At 70.5% G+C, this 18,038-nt stretch carries 19 protein-coding genes; 14 read left to right on the forward strand and 5 right to left on the reverse strand.

The window, feature by feature from the left end; translation table 11 throughout:
• Positions 1-42: 42 nt before the first annotated feature.
• Positions 43-285 (reverse strand): mycoredoxin, encoded by a 243-nt coding sequence (locus JAO81_RS21895; protein WP_165332969.1) that lies wholly within the window; start codon positions 283-285, stop codon positions 43-45.
• A gap of 89 nt (positions 286-374) precedes the next feature.
• On the opposite strand from JAO81_RS21895, the gene JAO81_RS21900 reads away from it, so the two are divergent.
• The 5 genes from JAO81_RS21900 (at position 375) to JAO81_RS21920 (ending at position 4,413) form a co-directional block, all read left to right on the forward strand.
• Positions 375-2,645, forward strand: a complete 2,271-nt coding sequence (locus JAO81_RS21900; protein WP_374194326.1) for an ATP-dependent DNA helicase UvrD2 — start codon at positions 375-377, stop codon at positions 2,643-2,645.
• 236 nt (positions 2,646-2,881) lie between these two features.
• Positions 2,882-3,205, forward strand: a complete 324-nt coding sequence (locus tag JAO81_RS21905; RefSeq protein ID WP_199549627.1) for a hypothetical protein — start codon at positions 2,882-2,884, stop codon at positions 3,203-3,205.
• 176 nt (positions 3,206-3,381) lie between these two features.
• Complete coding sequence (locus JAO81_RS21910; RefSeq protein ID WP_165332970.1) at positions 3,382-3,747, forward strand: WhiB family transcriptional regulator; 366 nt, start codon at positions 3,382-3,384, stop codon at positions 3,745-3,747.
• Positions 3,744-4,085 carry a hypothetical protein gene (locus JAO81_RS21915; protein ID WP_165332971.1) on the forward strand — a complete coding sequence of 114 codons (342 nt, stop codon included), beginning with the start codon at positions 3,744-3,746 and terminating at the stop codon, positions 4,083-4,085. Before JAO81_RS21910 ends, JAO81_RS21915 begins: the two co-directional genes overlap by 4 nt.
• Before the next feature lie 145 nt (positions 4,086-4,230).
• Positions 4,231-4,413, forward strand: a complete 183-nt coding sequence (locus JAO81_RS21920; protein WP_199549629.1) for a hypothetical protein — start codon at positions 4,231-4,233, stop codon at positions 4,411-4,413.
• Between the two features lie 22 nt (positions 4,414-4,435).
• Here JAO81_RS21920 and JAO81_RS21925 read toward each other — a convergent pair whose 3' ends face one another.
• Positions 4,436-5,836, reverse strand: a complete 1,401-nt coding sequence (locus JAO81_RS21925; RefSeq protein WP_199549608.1) for an AarF/ABC1/UbiB kinase family protein — start codon at positions 5,834-5,836, stop codon at positions 4,436-4,438.
• A complete protein-coding gene (locus JAO81_RS21930; RefSeq protein ID WP_199549609.1) occupies positions 5,829-7,097 on the reverse strand; it encodes a TOMM precursor leader peptide-binding protein in 1,269 nt (422 codons plus the stop codon). Before JAO81_RS21930 ends, JAO81_RS21925 begins: the two co-directional genes overlap by 8 nt.
• A 152-nt stretch (positions 7,098-7,249) precedes the next feature.
• Here JAO81_RS21930 and JAO81_RS21935 point away from each other — a divergent pair, with 152 nt between their 5' ends.
• From JAO81_RS21935 to JAO81_RS21950, 4 genes are all read left to right on the forward strand, one after another.
• A complete protein-coding gene (locus tag JAO81_RS21935) occupies positions 7,250-7,888 on the forward strand; it encodes a M48 family metallopeptidase (RefSeq protein ID WP_199549610.1) in 639 nt (212 codons plus the stop codon).
• Positions 7,889-8,012: 124 nt separating this feature from the next.
• On the forward strand, positions 8,013-9,656 hold the full coding sequence (locus tag JAO81_RS21940; protein WP_199549611.1) for a TerD family protein: 1,644 nt from the start codon (positions 8,013-8,015) through the stop codon (positions 9,654-9,656).
• Between the two features lie 14 nt (positions 9,657-9,670).
• On the forward strand, positions 9,671-10,351 hold the full coding sequence (locus JAO81_RS21945) for an AIM24 family protein (protein WP_165332976.1): 681 nt from the start codon (positions 9,671-9,673) through the stop codon (positions 10,349-10,351).
• A gap of 17 nt (positions 10,352-10,368) precedes the next feature.
• On the forward strand, positions 10,369-11,124 hold the full coding sequence (locus tag JAO81_RS21950) for an AIM24 family protein (protein ID WP_199549612.1): 756 nt from the start codon (positions 10,369-10,371) through the stop codon (positions 11,122-11,124).
• Between the two features lie 64 nt (positions 11,125-11,188).
• Here the strand turns inward: JAO81_RS21950 and JAO81_RS21955 are convergent, their stop codons facing one another.
• Positions 11,189-11,710 carry an NUDIX hydrolase gene (locus JAO81_RS21955; RefSeq protein ID WP_199549613.1) on the reverse strand — a complete coding sequence of 174 codons (522 nt, stop codon included), beginning with the start codon at positions 11,708-11,710 and terminating at the stop codon, positions 11,189-11,191.
• Positions 11,707-13,185 (reverse strand): zinc-dependent metalloprotease, encoded by a 1,479-nt coding sequence (locus JAO81_RS21960; protein WP_199549614.1) that lies wholly within the window; start codon positions 13,183-13,185, stop codon positions 11,707-11,709. Before JAO81_RS21960 ends, JAO81_RS21955 begins: the two co-directional genes overlap by 4 nt.
• Positions 13,186-13,406: 221 nt before the next feature.
• On the opposite strand from JAO81_RS21960, the gene JAO81_RS21965 reads away from it, so the two are divergent.
• The 5 genes from JAO81_RS21965 (at position 13,407) to JAO81_RS21985 (ending at position 17,949) form a co-directional block, all read left to right on the forward strand.
• Entirely contained in the window at positions 13,407-14,513 is a 1,107-nt protein-coding gene (locus tag JAO81_RS21965; protein WP_199549615.1) for an SDR family oxidoreductase, read from the forward strand.
• Positions 14,514-14,546: 33 nt separating this feature from the next.
• Positions 14,547-15,902 carry a tetratricopeptide repeat protein gene (locus JAO81_RS21970; protein WP_199549616.1) on the forward strand — a complete coding sequence of 452 codons (1,356 nt, stop codon included), beginning with the start codon at positions 14,547-14,549 and terminating at the stop codon, positions 15,900-15,902.
• A gap of 94 nt (positions 15,903-15,996) precedes the next feature.
• Positions 15,997-16,458 (forward strand): molybdenum cofactor biosynthesis protein MoaE, encoded by a 462-nt coding sequence (locus JAO81_RS21975; RefSeq protein WP_199549617.1) that lies wholly within the window; start codon positions 15,997-15,999, stop codon positions 16,456-16,458.
• A 134-nt stretch (positions 16,459-16,592) separates the two neighbouring features.
• Positions 16,593-16,781 carry a hypothetical protein gene (locus JAO81_RS21980; RefSeq protein WP_165332982.1) on the forward strand — a complete coding sequence of 63 codons (189 nt, stop codon included), beginning with the start codon at positions 16,593-16,595 and terminating at the stop codon, positions 16,779-16,781.
• Between the two features lie 79 nt (positions 16,782-16,860).
• Positions 16,861-17,949 (forward strand): PDZ domain-containing protein, encoded by a 1,089-nt coding sequence (locus tag JAO81_RS21985; RefSeq protein ID WP_199549618.1) that lies wholly within the window; start codon positions 16,861-16,863, stop codon positions 17,947-17,949.
• The last annotated feature ends 89 nt before the right edge of the window (positions 17,950-18,038 follow it).

Here is an 18,038-nt window from a genome sequence, read left to right on the forward strand (position 1 = left end):
CGCCGGTGATCCGGCGGGGGCCCGTCGTCTGTCGTACGAAGATCAGGCGCCGACCTTCTGCTTCACCTGGGCCAGCGAGGGGTTCGTCAGGGTCGAGCCGTCCTCGAAGAGGACCGTCGGAACCGTCTGGTTTCCGCCGTTCGCCTTCTCGACGAACGCCGCGGACTCCGGGTCGTGCTCGATGTTGATCTCCTTGTACGCGATGCCCTCGCGGTCCAGCTGCTTCTTCAGCCGCTGGCAGTAGCCGCACCACGTGGTGCTGTACATCGTCACAGTGCCCGGCATGTCTCTCGCGCTCCTTAACGGTCCCAGTGCGTGCTCGCACCTGTGGAGAACGTACGTCAGGCGTGCGCCATTCCCACAAAGGACCGCTCATTAGTACGACGGAAGCGGCCCCCTGTGGACAAGCGGCACGGGCTGCTCGTGAGACCTGGCAGCATGGCGGGGTGACAGCCGCAACGCCTTCCCCGCTGTTCCCGGACGTCCCGGGAAGCGCAGACGCCGTGCTCGAAGGGCTCGACCCCGAACAGCGCGAGGTCGCCACCGCCCTGCACGGCCCGGTGTGCGTGCTCGCGGGAGCCGGCACGGGCAAGACGCGCGCCATCACGCATCGCATCGCGTACGGGGTCAGGGCCGGGATCCTGCAGCCGGCCAGCGTGCTCGCCGTCACGTTCACCAACCGCGCCGCAGGCGAGATGCGCGGGCGGCTGCGGCAGCTCGGCGCGACCGGGGTGCAGGCGCGGACCTTCCACTCGGCGGCGCTCAGACAGCTCCAGTACTTCTGGCCGAAAGCCGTCGGCGGCGGCATGCCCCGCCTGGTCGAGCGCAAGGCGCAGCTGGTGGCGGAGGCCGCGGCCCGCTGCCGTATCCGCCTGGACCGGGGCGAGCTGCGTGATGTCACCAGCGAGATCGAGTGGTGCAAGGTCACCCAGACCGTCGCCGAGGACTACCCGGCGGCCGTGGTGAAGGCGGGCCGCGACGCCCCGCGCGATCCGGCCGAGATCTCCCGTATCTACACGCACTACGAGCAGCTCAAGCAGGAACGCGGCGTCATCGACTTCGAGGACGTGCTGCTGCTCACCGTCGCGATCCTGCAGGACCGCTACGACATCGCCGAGCAGGTGCGCTCGCAGTACCAGCACTTCGTCGTGGACGAGTACCAGGACGTCAGCCCGCTCCAGCAGCGGCTGCTCGATCTGTGGCTCGGCGAGCGGGACACCCTGTGCGTGGTGGGTGACGCCAGCCAGACGATTTACTCGTTCACCGGCGCGACCCCCGATCACCTCCTCAACTTCCGTACGCGCCATCCGAGCGCCACGGTCGTCAAGCTCATCCGCGACTACCGCTCGACCCCCCAGGTCGTCCACCTCGCCAACGGACTGCTTGCCGCCGCGAAGGGCCGGGCCGCCGAGCACCGTCTCGAACTGGTCTCGCAGCGCGAGGGCGGCCCCGAGCCCGTCTACGCCGAGTACGGCGACGAGCCCACCGAGGCCGAGCACACCGCCCGCCGGATCCGCGACCTCATGAACGCGGGCACTCCGGCGAGCGAGATCGCCATCCTCTTCCGTACGAACGGGCAGTCCGAGCTCTACGAACAGGCCCTCGCGGACGCCGGCATCGCCTACCAGCTGCGCGGCGCCGAGCGCTTCTTCGAGCGCCAGGAGGTACGGGAAGCAGGCGCCGCGCTCCGTGGCGCCGCCCGCTTCGGCGGCAATGACGCGCTGCTCGACGACGCCGTCGACCTGCCCTCGCAGGTGCGGGCCGTCCTGTCCACGAAGGGCTGGACCAGCCAGGCGCCGGCCGGCTCGGGCGCCGTCCGCGACCGCTGGGAGTCCCTCGCGGCCCTGGTGCGCCTGGCCGAGGACTTCACCGCCGCCAAGCCCGGGGCCACCCTCGCCGATCTGGTCGCCGAACTCGACGAGCGGGCCGCCGCCCAGCACGCGCCCACCGTCCAGGGCGTCACGCTCGCCTCGCTGCACGCGGCCAAGGGCCTGGAGTGGGACGCCGTGTTCCTGGTCGGCCTGACCGAGGGCATGCTGCCCATCGCGTACGCGACGACCGACGAACAGGTCGAGGAGGAGCGGCGACTGCTCTACGTGGGCGTCACCCGCGCCCGGCGCCATCTCTCCTTGTCATGGGCCCTTTCGCGTTCACCCGGCGGCCGGGCGAGCAGACGGCCGAGCTCCTTCCTCGACGGACTGCGCCCGGGCTCCGTGGGCGCGGGGCCGAGGCGGGCCGGGGGAGCGGCGGGCGGCTCGTCGGTCGAGCGCGGCACCCGCGGCCCCGCGCGCAAGCCCCGCGCCCCCGTGCCCTGCCGGGTCTGCGGACGGACCCTCACCGACGCGGGCGAACTGAAGCTGATGCGCTGCGAGGACTGCCCGTCCGACATGGACGAGGGGCTCTACGAGCGGCTGCGCGAGTGGCGTGCGGACCGGGCGCAGGAGATCGGCCAGCCCGCATATTGCGTGTTCACGGACAAGACGCTCATCGCGATCGCGGAGAACGTTCCGGACGACGCGCAGGACCTCGCGCGCATCCCCGGCGTCGGCAGAAGAAAACTTGATCGCTTCGGAGCCGACGTCCTCGCCATCTGTGCAGGTGAGACGCCCGCGACGGCAGTTGTGGAGGAGGACGGGAGCGACTGAGGAAAACTCGTCGAAAAAATAGTTTGCGCGCGCCCGACGAAGACCCATAGGTTCTTCAAGCACGGAGAGGGGCGCTTCATGAGGCCCTGAAACGGACGCTTCCTGAAGCCCGGATTCCGTGTTGTACTTGAAGACCTTGAACATCAGCGACCGTCGGCTGTGGAAACACAGCATGACCGGTCCCGAGACGCCGAGAGGAGGCGAGCCCAGTGATCAGCATCATCAACCGCACCAAAATGACCGACGTTGACCGCTCGGTCGTCGCCACCTGCCCGCTCGGTATCTCGCTCCTGGGCACCGGTCTGTCCGGCGTTCGCGTCGGCCGCCTGGCCGCCCCGGCTCCCATTGCCACCCCCGTGGATTCCGTCTCGCTGCTCGCCAGTGAGCGCAACCTCGGCGGCAATGAGCGACCGACCAAGGCACCGGAAGCAGCAGTAGTGGCACAGGCGCAGGCCTATGCCTTTGCGGCGGCCGGTGCCGGATCCCGGAAGCAGACGACGACGCAGCACCAGCACATGTGGGCCTACCGCGGGCTCGAACCCTGGAGTGATCCAGCCTGATCGACGATCAGGCCGGCGCCTTCAGGGGCGCGGAACCCCACCCGGGATCCGCGGCCCCTTTGTTTGTCCCGAACAGGGATGGATGAAGCAGAAGGGGCCACCGGACAAGCAGTACCTGGTACCAAGCCGCCACCCGGCCAACAGGCCGGAACGACCAGACGAGGAAGACACACACCGTGCCTACCGAAACGCACGCCCCGTCAGTACCGCCTTCAGAGACGAACCCCCCGCCCGGCCTTCAGGAGAACACCTTGACTCCCCTCACCGCGCTCACCGCGCTCGACGACGCCATCGAGAACCTCGGCGTGCCCGTCCCCTGCCGTTCCTTCGACCCGGAGGTCTTCTTCGCCGAGTCGCCGGCCGATGTCGAGTACGCCAAGTCCCTCTGCCGTACCTGCCCGCTGGTCGAGGCCTGCCTCGCCGGTGCGAAGGAGCGGCGTGAGCCCTGGGGTGTCTGGGGTGGCGAGCTGTTCGTCCAGGGTGTGGTCGTCGCCCGCAAGCGGCCCCGTGGCCGCCCGCGCAAGAACCCGGTCGTCGCATGAGCACCGCCGGAACCATCGACCGTCCCGAGACGCACGACCCCATGAAGCAGGCCCCCATGCTGCACCGATTCAAGTCGGCCACTGCCGACCGCGAGCCGCTCGGCTCCGCAACCACTGACTTCTCCCACACCGGTGTGACCGCGTCACGCCAGAACAGGACCCGCGAAATGCAACTCCAACCTGAAGCCCTGGCCCGTGCACACATGCACGAGCGCATGCGCGAGGCCGACGCCGAGCGCGAGGCCGTGCGCCTCGTGTCCGCGCGCCGGATGCAGCGCCGTGCGGAGCGAGCCTCGCTCCGTGCGCGCCGCGCCCTCGCGATGGCGGTCATGAACTGACCGCGGTCGTCCTCGCGATGACGGCCGTCCACCGGGCGCCCGAGCGAGCTTGATCCTTCCGTGTACCGCGGGGGTCGTCCGAACCGGGCGGCCCCCGCGGTGCGTTGTGCCCGGGCGTCCGAGGGCGCGGGGCTATCGTCACGGTGTGGACGAGCAATCTCGCGCTGTGGAACAGCTGGTGTGCGCCCCCTGCGGCACCACGGCCGACTCACCCCGGCCGACCTGGACCTGCTCCGTGGAGAACGGCTGCCGCCGCTACTTCTGCGACGACTGCTCGCGCGAACATCTGCGTGCGATCGAGGGGCGGTTGGACTCGTCCTGGTGGTGAGGGTGCTGGGGCCGGCAGGGGATCAGGCCTGAGCCGCCGTCTCGTCCGGCTCCTCTTCCTCGTACTCCTCATGGACGAACCCGGGCACCCACTCCTCGAGTTCATCCCGCATCCGCACCGTCGCGCCCAGCTGGCAGAGGACTCCGATGGTGCTCAGCGTGACGCGGTGGATCAGCAGATACGCGGGCGGCAGATTGAGCCGCTTGCCCAACTGGTAGGCGGGGGAGCGGGGATCGCCGATCCGGGCGGCCTGAGAACGCATCCAGCCGCGTGTGAAGGTGAACTCGTCGGCGAGCGCCGGTTCGATGATCGGCAGCAGATAGTCGAGCACCGCCTCCGGGTCGAGGTCGATGCTCTCCTTGACGAAGCCCTCTTCGCAGAGCATCCCGTAGACCTCGTCGGCCTCGCCCTCGAGCGCCATCCGCAGCGCCAGACCGATGGTCTCGGGCAGCCCGCCGGACAGCCGGTCCACGGTGCCGAAGTCGAGAACACCCAGACGCCACGTGGCAGCGTCCGAGCCGTCCGCGTCTTCGGAGCCGTCCGTGGTGTCCGGCACGAGGCGGAAGTTGCCCGGATGCGGGTCGGCGTGCAGCAGCCCGGTACGGGCGGGGCCCGAGAAGAGGAAGCGGGTGAGCAGCTGGCCGGCGCGGTCGCGCTGCTCCTCGGTGCCGTCCGCGATCACCTCCGAGAGCGGGATGCCGTCCATCCACTCGGTGATCAGCACCTGCTCGGCCTGGTGCACCACCGCCGGCACCAGGACATCCGGATCCCCGGCGAACTCCTCGGCCATGGTGCGCTGCGCGGCCGCTTCGAGCCCGTAGTCGAGCTCCTCCGAGACCCGGTCGCGCAGCTCCGCGATCAGCGGCTTGATGTCCATACCGGGGATGAGCGGACCGAGCAGGCGGGCGAACCGGCTCAGCTGATTGAGGTCGGAGAGCAGCGCCTCACCCGCACCCGGGTACTGCACCTTCACGGCGACCTCACGGCCGTCGTGCCACACCGCCCGGTGCACCTGGCCGATCGACGCGGCGGCCGAGGGCTTGTCCTCGAACTCCTCGAAGAGACCGCGCCAGTCCTCGCCGAGCCGCTCGGCGAGCACCGCGTGCACGGTGCGCGTCGGCATCGGAGGCGCCGCCTCCTGCAACTTGGTGAGTGCCGCGCGATACGGACCGGCTATCTCCTCGGGCAGCGCCGACTCGAAGACGGACAGCGCCTGCCCGAACTTCATCGCCCCGCCCTTGAGCTCACCGAGCACCTTGAACAGCTGCTCCGCGGTGCGCTGCTGCAGCTCCTTGCCGACGAGCTCGGCCGATTTGCCGCCGATCCGCTTGCCGAGCCCCCAGGCCGAGCGCCCGGCGAAGCCGAGCGGCAGCGCGGCCAGTTTGGCGGTTCGGGTGACCGCCTTGCGAGGAAGATCAGACATGCGCCCCTCCTGCTCCGGAAACCGGACTCCCAGTCCGGGGACCGGACTGCCGCGCCTTGACGGGCGGTTGATCACCGACGCGTCCTGTCACGCGGCGGGTCTGCTCGGTCATTGTCCCTTGTGGCGCTGGATCTTCCGAGGGCGCGTCGGAGTTGTGACGTACAGGTGGCCGTACCCAGCTGTTTTGTGCCCCGCACGGGCAGCCGGGATGCGGGCGCAGAGGGACGGACTGCCAGGCGAGTTGGGGGAGGGCGAGCTCCCAGCGGTGTCCGGCGGCGGCGGGTGTCTCCCCGTCGAGGTGGGCCAGGGCATGGGCGGCGGTCAGCCCGGCGACGGCGGCCGAGAGCGTGAGCGCTCCCGCGGGTACGGGGGCGGCGCGCCCGGCACGTGCGCCGCCGCCCGACCGCCACTGGGTGAGCAGCAGCGGCCAGGCGGGATCCTCCGCGATCCGTCGGCGCTCCAGACAGCCGGCGCAGGCGGAGCGTCCGGGAAGGACGAGCGGTCCGGTGAAACCGGTGGCTTCGAGGACGCCCGCGTACAGATGCGGGATGCCCCGGGCGGTCAGGTGCTCGACCTCGGCGGGGTCGGGTGCGTACGCGGCGAGGGCGTCGCGGGGCGCGAGAACGACAAGGGAGTGGACGCGGCCGGGGCGCGTGGCGCAGCCGGCTGCGCACTGACGTACAAGCCGTCGCGCGGCATCCACTCTGCGCTCCCCGACGGACGTACCGGACAGCCCGCCGGGGGTGATGTCCCACGGCTCCACCGTCCCGCTGTCGACCAGGTCGACCCGCCCGACCCCGGCGGCCGAGAGCAGCGCGGCCACCTGGGCGCCGACCCGTCCCGCACCGCGCACCTGCACGCCAAGGCGCCCGCGTGCGGCAAGACGCCTGAGGCCCGCACCGGGCTCGTCGTCGATCAAGGAGAGTGCGGCCAGCTCCGGGGTGAGGCGATGGGCGACGTCGGTCCGTGCACGTAAGCGGTCGACGGCCGGATCGCCCGCACCGGCGGTCGCGTCGTCGAGCAGTCCCGCCGCGGTGAGGCGCTCCAGCAGGGCGTCCAGGTGGCCTTCCGGCAGGCCCGCGTCCCGCGCCTCGGCCCGTAGCAACGGCACCCCGCGCGTCCCGTCGAGCTTGCGGAGCAGGGCGAGCATGCCGACCGCGACCGGGCCGAGCGTGCGGGCGTGCGCGGGGGTGACACCGAGTTGCAGGGTCGTGAGATCACGCCAGGCGTGGCGCAGCGAGGTCTTGAGTCGCGGGTGCATGTGCACACGGTGCACCAGGGCCCGCTCACCCTGCCGAAAGTTGTCCACAGGCGGCCTGATAAGTCGTACAAACGAGACCCGTCCGCGGGCCGCCAGGCCGGAACCCGCCCGGAGACGGGACTTCCGGCGGCGACAGCCGGTAACGTCGGGGCGTGCCCGCCGACCCACTGCACCGCGCCGGAAGTCCACAGCGCAGCACGAAGCACCAGCCGCCACGCGGCCCGGCGGCGAGCGCGGACCGGGCCGGCCCGGACCAGGCGGACCTGGAGCAGGGGCCGGTCGAGGTGCGCAGAAGCGCCCGTCGGCGGCGCACGGTCTCCGCGTACCGTGAAGGCGACCGCACCATCGTGCTGATCCCCGCCCGGATGTCCGAGGCTGAAGAGCGGCGCTGGGTCGGTGTGATGCTCGACAAACTCGCAGCTCAGGAAAGCAAGCGGCTGCTCGGTGACGCGGAACTCGCCGAGCGGGCCGAGCTGTTGTCCGGGCAGTACTTCGAGGGCCGTGCCCGGCCCACCTCCGTACGCTGGGTCACCAATCAGAACACCCGCTGGGGTTCCTGCACCCCGGCCGAGGGCAGTATCCGGCTCTCCCACCGCCTCCAGGGAATGCCCGAGTACGTGGTCGACTACGTGCTCCTGCACGAGCTCGCCCATCTTCTCGTCCCTGGTCACGGGCCCCGCTTCTGGCGCCTTCTGGAGGCGTACCCCCGTACCGAAAGAGCCCGCGGCTACCTCGAAGGGGTGGTAGCCGCCGAGCGTCTCCCGCACCTGCCGGCCGCCCGCACGGAATAGTCACAACCCGGCGGCGGTGAAGCCGCTGTGTACCGAGTCTGTCCCGGCTTGGCCCATGCCCAGGATTTGCGGTTAGCCTGACGCGCGACGCACACATCATCGGGATGGGGGACGGTCGTTACGCATGGCCAGGGAATTCCAACGCGGCCACAAGGCCAAGATCAGTGATCTCACTCCGGGCACGGATCTGTACGTAGGTGTGCAGATCGCGGCTCCTGGACTGAGCTTCGACATCAGCTGTTTCGGGCTCGACGCCAACGAGCAGCTCTCCGACGACCGCTATTTCATTTTCTTCAACCAGCCGAAGTCGCCCGAGGAGTCCTTGCAGCTGCTCGGCGCGCAGTCCGGTGACACGGAGTCGTTCCGGGTCACGCTCGACCGTATTCCGCCACAGATCCACCGGCTCTCGTTCACCGCGACGATCGACGGCAACGGACAGATGTCGCAGATCGGACCCGGCTACATCCGGATCGTGGCCGGCGGCGAGGAGGTGTGCCGGTACGCCTTCGACGGCTCCGAGTTCACCACCGAGCGCGCCGTGATGCTCGGCGACTTCTATCTGAAGGACGTCTGGCGGTTCGCGGCCATCGGCCAGGGCTTCGACGGCGGGCTCGACGCGCTCCTGAAGAACTTCGGTGGCGAGGTCGCCGAGGAGCAGCCCCAGGCGCCGCAGCAGGGTGCGCCCTCCTTCGGTGCGCCTGCGGCACCCGCTCCGGCCCCGTCCTTCGGCGCCCCCGCGGCACCCGCTCCGGCGCCCGCGCCGGCCCCGGCACCGAACTTCGGCGCCCCGGCCGCACCGGCCCCGCAGCAGACACCGCAGCCCCAGCCCCAGGCGCCGAGCGTCCACACGGCCCCCACCGTCGTCGCCCCGATGCCCACCGGCACCGTCCCGCCGCCGGCCCCGGCTCCCGGCCAGCCCGCGCCGCCGCCCGGATACGGACAGCAGCCGCCGCCGGGTTACGGGCAGCAGCCGCCCCAGCAGCCGCAGTTCGGGCAGGTCCCCGGCCAGCCCGCCGCGCCTCAGGGGTACGGTCAGCCGCCCGGCATGCCCGGACAGCCCGGCGCTCCTGCCGGATACGGCATGCCCCAGGCCCAGCCCGCCACGGGCCCCGGTCTGCAGGCCGCGCTCCAGCCGTACAAGGAGACGGCCACCGGCACCCGCTGGACCCCGCAGAACCAGCAGATGATGCGGGTCGACCTGAGCATGGGCGGTACGCCCGTCCTCGCCCGCCAGGGCAGCATGGTGATGTACCAGGGCAAGGTCGACTTCTCGTACAAGAGTGCCGGTTTCGCGGGCCGGATCATCGGCAACGCCACCGGCCAGGAAATGCAGTTGATGCGCTGCACCGGCCGCGGCCAGGTCTTCCTCGCCGAGAACGGTGCGCATCTGCACTCCATCGAGCTGCAGGGCGACGGCATCTGCGTCTCCGCCGAGAACGTCCTCGCCTTCGACGAGACGCTGCAGCACGAAGTGCGGCGCATCGAGGGGCACGGAATCCCCGGCGGCGCGCTGTTCACGATGCAGTTCCAGGGCACCGGCACCGTCATCGTGAAGACCCACGGCATTCCCGTGGTCCTTCCGGTCACGCCCACCACGTACGCGGACAGCAATGCGATCGTGGCGTGGTCCTCCGCGGCCCAGGTGATCATTTCCAGCCAGGTGCGCCTGCGCCGGAATTCCTTCCCGGGTCACAGCGGAGAGACCGTGAATCTCCAATTCCGGGGAGCGCCCGGCAACTTCATCGTCGTCCAGCCCTACGAGGTCTGAGGGAGCCCGAAGAAATGATGCAGCAACTCGCGGGCTACGCCCCGACCCCGATGGCCGCTCGTATGGAGAACCACGGCCGCACGATGCTCAAGGTCGCCATGGCCAGTGGCCAGGACCTTTACGCGCGCACCGGCTCGATGGTGTCGTACGAAGGCTTCATCCAGTACGAGCCCAACCCGCCGGCCGTCCGCCAGATCGCCTCGCAGTGGATCACCGGCGAAGGCGCGCCGATCATGAAGTGCTCCGGCGACGGCCTGCTCTACCTGGCCGACTACGGCGCCGACGTGGTCGTGATCAACCTGAACAACGACTCGCTCTCGGTCAACGGCACCAACCTCCTTGCTTTCGACGCGCACCTGCAGTGGGGCGTCGAGAAGGTCAAGGGCATGGCGAAGTTCGCAGGCCAGGGTCTGTGGAACGTCGAGGTCGCCGGCACCGGCTGGGTGGCCATCACCTCGCGCGGCACGCCGCTGGTCGTCGACTGCGGCCGCGGCGAGGACGAGACGTACGTCGACCCCGACGCCCTGCTCGCCTGGTCCCCGAACCTCAAGGTGAAGGGCAAGCGCAGCTTCAAGGCCTCCTCCCTCGTGGGTCGGGGCAGCGGAGAGGCCTACCAGATGGCCTTCTCCGGCCAGGGGATCGTCGTCGTACAACCGAGCGAGGACAGCTCCGACCGCCTGCGGGTCCGGGGCTGAGGGGGAGCGAACCAACCATGCAGAGTGCGCTTTTCAGCCAGACCGAGAACCAGACCCAGGAGCGCTACGCCCTGCAGAACCCGCAGTTGCTGCGGGTCGCCCTGCAGGGCCATGACGACCTGCTCGCCCGCAAGGGCGCGATGGTCGCGTACCAGGGCCTGGTCGAGTTCGACGGCGAGTACCAGTCGGCCGGCCAGCGCCGGTCCCGCAGCCGCACGGGCGAGGGCCTCGACCTCATGCGCTGCTCCGGCCAGGGCACCGTCTACCTCGCCAACCTCGCGCAGTACATCCACCTCGTGGACGTCGAGCGCGAGGGCCTCACGGTGGACAGCGCGTACGTCCTCGCGCTCGACACGAACCTCAACCATGAAGTCATCGCGGTGGACAGCCAGTACGGGATCTCCGGATCCGGCAAGTACCAGCTGAACATCACCGGCACCGGCAAGGTCGCGCTCATGACCTCGGGACAGCCGCTGATGATGCAGGTCACGCCCGAGAAGTACGTGAGCGTCGACGCCGACGCGATCGTCGCCTGGTCGACCTCCCTGCGCGTACAGATGCAGGCGCAGACGACCAACTCGAGCGTGCGCCGCCGGCGCGGCAACACCGGCGAGGGCTGGGAGCTCAGCTTCCTCGGCCAGGGCTATGTCCTGGTCCAGCCCAGCGAGGTCATGCCGCCGCAGAACGCGGTGATCGGCTCGGGCGTCGCCGCCCAGTTCGGCGCGGGCCAGCAGGGTGCCCGCGGTCAGAACCAGGGCAACGCCTGGTCGTAGCAGGGCAGTTGGTCATGGGTAAGGGGCGGGTGCTTGTGCACCCGCCCCTTACCCATGAGCTGGGTCAGAGCCGGGCGCGCGCCCGCTCGGTCAGGCGTACCACCGACTCGTCGGCCACATCCGCCACCTCGTCGTACGCGAACCAGCGCAGATCGAGGGACTCGTCGCTGATCGCCTCCGGCGCACCGGCCGGCGCGAGCGCCACGTACTGGATGTCCAGGTGCCAGTTGCAGGGCGCCGGAATCGGATGCCGGTCCAGGCGCACCGGTCCGCCGTCGAGCAGCGTGAGCCCCTCGATGCCGGACTCCTCGGTGGCCTCGCGCAGCGCGGCGGCCTCCATCGAGGTGTCGCCCGGCTCACAGTGGCCGCCCATCTGCAGCCACATGTTCAGCTTCTTGTGCAGTGTGAGCAGCACCTTGCCGCGCGAGGGGTCGACGACCAGCGCGGAGGCCGTCAGATGGCCGGCCTCGCAGGCCTTCCACATGCCGTCGGGGTGGGCCGCCAGATGATCCAGATACGTCTGGCGCAGCTCTTCCTGGTCCTCGTACGCCTTCAGTACGAGGACCGCGTCATCGTGCAGGCTCACTTGCTGTCGTCGCCCTCTTCGTCGTCCTTTTTGTCCTTGCGAAGGTCCGGCTTCGAACCGCCCGCCGCCTCGCCAAGCATCTTGTCGATCGCGTCGAAGTCCAGCTTCGGCTCGTCGTCGCCCGACGCGTCCGCGCCCTGGTCACCGCGGTGCACGAAGCCGTCCGGGTCGTCCAGGTCCTTCGCGGTCGGCAGCATGTCCGGGTGCGCCCACAGACCGTCGCGGCCGTCGAGGCCACGGGCGTCGGTCAGCGAGGCCCACAGGCGCGCGGCGTCGCGCAGCCGGCGCGGACGCAGCTCGAGACCGATCAGGGTCGCGAAGGTCTGCTCGGCCGGACCACCGCTCGCGCGGCGCCGGCGCAGCGTCTCGCGCAGGGCGTTCGCCGAGGTCAGACGGTCCTTGGCGGCCTCGTGCACCACCGCGTCCACCCAGCCCTCGACCAGCGCGAGCGCCGTCTCCAGACGGGCGAGCGCGGCCTTCTGCTCGGGGGTGTCCTGGGGCTGGAACATGCCCTGCTGCAGTGCGTTCTGCAGCTCCTCCGGGTTCGACGGGTCGAACTGGCCGACCACGTCCTCCAGCTTGGAGGTGTCCACCTTGATCCCGCGCGCATAGCCCTCGACGGCGCCGAACAGATGCGAGCGCAGCCACGGAACGTGCGCGAAGAGCCGCTGGTGGGCGGCCTCGCGCAGGGCCAGGTACAGCCGCACCTCGTTCTGGTCGATGCCCAGGTCCTTGCCGAACGCCTGGATGTTCACCGGAAGCAGCGCGGCCTTGCCGGCCGGGCCGAGCGGCAGGCCGATGTCCGTCGAGCCGACGACCTCGCCCGCGAGCACGCCCACGGCCTGGCCGATCTGCTGGCCGAACATGGCGCCGCCCATGGACCGCATCATCCCGATCAGCGGGCCCGCCATGGCCTGCATCTCCTCGGGCAGTACGTCACCCATGGCCGCGCCCACGCGCTCCGCCACCGGGTCCACGAGCTCCTGCCAGACCGGGATGGTCGCCTCGACCCACTCGGCACGCGACCAGGCCACCGCCGTGTTCGCGCCCGAGGGCAGCGAGGTCACGCCGTCGAGCCACAGGTCCGCCAGACGCACGGCCTCCTCGACCGCGGCGCGCTCCGCGGTACCGACGCTCGCGTCCTTGGTGCCGTCCGCGGTGCCCTGCGAGACGGTCTGGCGGGCGATCTGCTTGGCCATGTCCCAGTTCACCGGGCCGCCCTCGTACGAGAGCATCTGGCCGAGCTGCTGGAAGGCGGCGCCCAGGTCGTTCGGGTTCATCGACCCGAACATCGCGGCGAACGGGTTGTCGCCGCCCGGGCCGCCGGGACCGCCGGCCCCCGGGAACCCGAAACCGAAGGGGTTCCCCGGAACGCCGCCCTGGCCACCGCCGCCCTGCTGGTCCTTCTTCTTGCCTTCGTCGCCGTCTTCCGGCTCCTCCGGCGGAAGGCCGAATCCGAATGGGGTGTCACTCACGGGAATCCTCGGCTCGTAGGGCCGCCGGCTGACTGCCGACGGCGACTGCCCGACTAGACCGACCGACCGGCGGCGCCGATAGGTCTTGCCACCCAGCGTAGACACCCGGCCCGCTTCGGGCCTCGGTGCTCCGTCACCGCAACGGCTGCGGCAGGATGGACGTCACCTGGTACGTACGCGTCATTCATGTACGTACTGAAGACAACCGCTGGAGACGCCTGGTGAGTTCCCCGGATCCGAAGGTTCGCGCAGCGCGAAACGACTCAACCCCGGCCGTACGCGGCCCGGTGGTGGCCATCACGGGTGCCGCCACCGGGGTCGGCGCGCGCCTGACCGAGCGCCTGGCCGCCTCCGACGAGATCAAGCAGGTCATCGCCATCGACGAGCGGCGCGGTGAGTGCGCGGCCGCCCAGTGGCACATCCTGGACGTACGGGACCCGGCGATCGCCGAGAAACTGCGCGGCGCCGACGTCGTCGTCCATCTCGCACTCGACCTCGACCTGGAGACCGACGCCGCCGCCCGCACCGCGTACAACGTGCGCGGCACCCAGACCGTGCTCACCGCGGCCGCCGCGGCCGGGGTGCACCGGGTCGTCCTGTGCACGTCCGCGATGGTCTACGGAGCCCTGCCCGAGAACGAGCTCCCGCTTTCCGAGGACTCCGAGCTCAAGGCCACCGCCGAGGCCACCGGCGTCGGCGACCTGCTCGAGATCGAGCGCCTGGCCCGCCGCGCGCCCCGCGCCCACCCCGGCCTCAACGTCACCGTGCTGCGCCCCGCGGTCCTCGTCGGCGGCACCGACACGGCCCTGACCCGATACTTCGAGTCCCCGCGCCTCCTGGTCGTGGCCGGCTCCCGCCCGACCTGGCAGTTCTGCCATGTCGACGACCTGTGCAGCGCCCTCGAGTACGCGGTCCTGGAGAAGGTCGAAGGCGATCTGGCGGTCGGCTGCGACGGCTGGCTGGAGCAGGAGGAGGTCGAGGAGCTCAGCGGCATCCGCCGCATGGAGCTGCCCTCGACGGTCGCCCTCGGCGCCGCCGCCCGCCTTCACCGCATCGGCCTGACCCCGTCCCCGGCGGGCGACCTCGCGTACACGATGCACCCGTGGGTGGTCAGCGTCAGCCGCCTGCACGACGCGGGCTGGCGTCCGCAGTGGACCAATGAGGAAGTCCTCGCCGAACTCCTCGCGGAGGTCGAGGGCCGGCACACGGTCGCGGGCCGCCGCCTGGGCCGCAAGGACGCCACGGCGGCAGGCGCGGCGGGCGCGACGGTGGCGCTGTTGGGCGCGGCGGCGGTGGTACGGAGGGCTCGCAAGCGACGGGGGGTCTGACGGGCCTGGGGGCAGGGCTTACGGTGTGTCGCCGTGGACGCTGTTGATCTCGACTACCGCGCCCGGACGCGGTCCGGGTGCATCCCGCCGCACCTGGTCTCACGGCTTCTGGAACTCGGCCATGACGAGGTGGTCGAGTACTGGGCCCACCACGGTGAGTGGTTCTGCGCGCGGGAGTGCGCGCGGCTGTTCGGCGAGCGGGACCAGCGGGCCGAGGCCCTGGAGGTTCTCGCCCCGTACCTCGCCACGGGCTGGTGGACCGCCGTGAGGAGCACGACGGAACTCCTGGAGAGCTGGGGGCAGGCCGACGAGGCAATCGCCCTGAGCCGAGCTCGTATGGCAGCCGGCCATCCGTCGGCGCTGGAGTTCCACGCGCGACTGCTGGCCCGGCACGGCCACAGTGACGAGGCGTTCCGCCTCGCGCGGCCGTATATCGACGACTGGGCTATTGCCAGGGCGCTGGTCGACGTTGCGGACGTGGCCGGCCGCAACGAGGAAGCGGCCGAATTGCTTGCCGCTCTGATTCCCGCCGACCATCGATGCGACTCTCCGTGGTGCTGCCGCGGCCTGGATGCGGACACGGCGATCAGCCTGCTGGCCACCGTTCGTGAACGTCAGGGACGCCTCGACGAAGCAGTGGCTCTGCTGCGCACCCGGAACATCACGTCGGTCAACGGTCGCGATCAACTGGCCGACCTGCTGGCCGGGCACCACCGGATCGACGAACTGCGCGCCTACGCCGCGACCGAGGGCCTGGGCCACGCCGTGCAGAGTCTGGCCGAGCTGCTGGAGCGGCGTGGCGACGTGGAAGGCGCGATCGCCGTATACCGGCGGGCCGACGAGCCTCCGGGCAGCGACCCCAACTCCGCCTACCAGCTCGCGCAGCTCCTGGCCCGGCACGGCCGCGGAAGCGAAGCGATCGACGTGCTGCGCGCTCAGGCGGTGGTCCACAACGGAGACGACTGGATCCTCCATGCCCTCGCCGAGCAGTACCAAGCGCAGGGCCGCCCCGGGGAGGGCTTGGCGCACCTCGACGCCCTCGCTGCCGCCCGTGGGGGCGAGGAGCAGTGGGACCTGTACTGGATTCGGCTGTCGCTGATCGCCGCCCACGACGGCGTCGACGCGGCGATCGCGCGGGCCCGCGCCCACCCTGAGAGCTGTACCCCGTACGGGGCTTCTGACATCGCCGAGCTGCTGGCCGGCGCGGGACGGACCGGCGAGGCCGTCGCCGTGCTCGAACGGCACGCGTCGTCCGCAAGGGATCAGCTTGCCGGTTGCCTCATCGAGCTCGGCCGTGTCGAGGAAGCCGTGAGAGTCCTCCGCCGGCCTGTCGCGGCCCCGCCCGATCCGCCGGGCGTTCCCGGGTGTGACGATGAGCCGCCGTTGTGACCTTCCGGCCTGTAGGACCCTCCGACCCCCCACCCGTACACCCGGTCGAAACCGCTATTCCGCGATCTCCCTCCCGTACGGCACGATGGAGGGCATGGCTGCACGGTATGACCACCCAGGCGAGCAGGCGGCGCAGGATCCGATCCGGCTGCTCGCGATCCGCGAGACCCCGCTCTCGGTCGACGAGGTCTTCACGGCCGTCGGCGACAGCGCGGCCGGCGGCACCACGCTCTTCGTGGGGACCGTGCGCAACCACGACGGGGGCGCCGACGTCGACGCGCTCGGGTACTCCTGCCACCCCTCCGCCGAGGCCGAGCTGCGCCGCGTCGCCGAGAAGGTCTGCGCCGACTACCCGGTACGGGCGCTCGCGGCCGTCCACCGCGTGGGCGACCTCGAAGTGGGTGACATCGCGGTGGTCGTCGCCGTCTCCTGCCCGCACCGGGGCGAGGCCTTCGAGGCCTCCCGGCAGCTGATCGACACCCTCAAGCACGAGGTCCCGATCTGGAAGCACCAGAGGTTCTCCGACGGTACGGAGGAGTGGGTCGGCGCCTGCTGATCCCGTACGTCACGGGAGGAAGCACCAGTCCCTCCGGTTGCGTAACCCAACCCCCGCCCTGAGCGTTGTCCGTACGGATGGCTAATCTGCTGATCACTCAGTAGTGATCGGTCAGTTGGGGTCGGGAGGTCGGCATGGCATCGCTCGCATGGCTGCTCATTCCGCTTTTCGCCGCGATCGGCGCGGCCCTGTGGGGCAGTTGGGCCACCCGCGCCCGCAAGTCCGGACGCACCGGCGATGTCACCGAGCTCGCGGGGTACGCGAAGTTCCGCGCCGCGATGGAGGACAGCGCGAAAGCGGAGACCGGGACGGACGCGGCCTGACCCCGTCCGGGCCGCCGTAGCGCCCCGGACGGACCGGCCCCAGGGGTGCACTCACAGGGGCGTCCCGTACTGTCGTTCCATGCCTCGCCGCACCGCGACCATGCTCGCTTCCACCCTGATGCTGATCGCGCTGCTGTGCGCGGGTGTGCTGATCAAAGTCCCGTACGCGGAGATGACTCCGGGCCCGACGGTGAACACCCTCGGCGACCACGACGGCGAGCCCGTCCTGCAGATCTCGGGCCGCAAGACGTACGAGACGACCGGCAACCTCAACATGACGACGGTCCGCGTCACCAGCGCCGACTACAAGATGAACCTCTTCGAGGCCGTCTACGGCTGGATCGCGCACGACAACGTCGTCGTCCCGCACGACACCCTCTACCCGGACGGGAAGACGGAGGAGCAGTCGACGCAGGAGAACGCCGAGGAGTTCAGCCAGTCCCAGGAGAGCGCCAAGGTCGCCGCGCTCAAGGAGCTGGACATCCCGGTCCAGTCCCGGGTCGTCGTCGCCACCGTTCTCAAGGACAGCCCGTCCGAGGGCAGGCTGCACGCCGGTGATGTGATCAAGGCCGTGGACGGCACCGCGGTCGAGCAGCCCGACGACGTCGCCAAGCTGGTGACCAAGCACAAGCCGGGCGAGGACGTCGTGTTCACGATCGTGCCCGCCAAGGAGGCCGCCGCCGCCGAGAAGGCCGGCAAGGAGGCCACGGCCACCGAGAAGATCACCATCACCACGGAGAAGGCCCCCGAGGGTGACCGGGCGATCGTCGGCATCCAGGCCGGGACCGATCACACGTTCCCGTTCACCATCGACATCAAGCTCGCCGACGTCGGCGGCCCGAGCGCCGGCCTGATGTTCGCGCTCGGCATCGTCGACAAGCTGACCCCCGAGGACCTCACGGGCGGCAAGTTCGTCGCGGGCACCGGCACCATCGACGACAACGGCAAGGTCGGTCCGATCGGCGGTATCGAGATGAAGACGGTCGGCGCCCGCAGCAAGGGCGCGGAGTACTTCCTCACCCCCGAGGCCAACTGCGCCTCGGCCGCCAAGGACATCCCCGACGGCCTCACCCTGGTCAAGGTCAAGACCATCGACGACGCGGTGGACTCCCTGGACAAGATCCGCGCGGGCAAGACCTCCGACCTGCCGTCCTGCTCCGCCAAGTAGGCGAGTGCTACCAGCACAGCCGATACGGAGGGGGGGTGCCCGAGCCGGTGCCGCGCGCCCTCCCCCTCTCCCTGGGACCGCGGGGCAGC

Origin of the sequence: Streptomyces sp. N35 (genome assembly GCF_016464295.1) — a bacterium.
Taxonomy (GTDB): Bacteria; Actinomycetota; Actinomycetes; order Streptomycetales; family Streptomycetaceae; genus Streptomyces.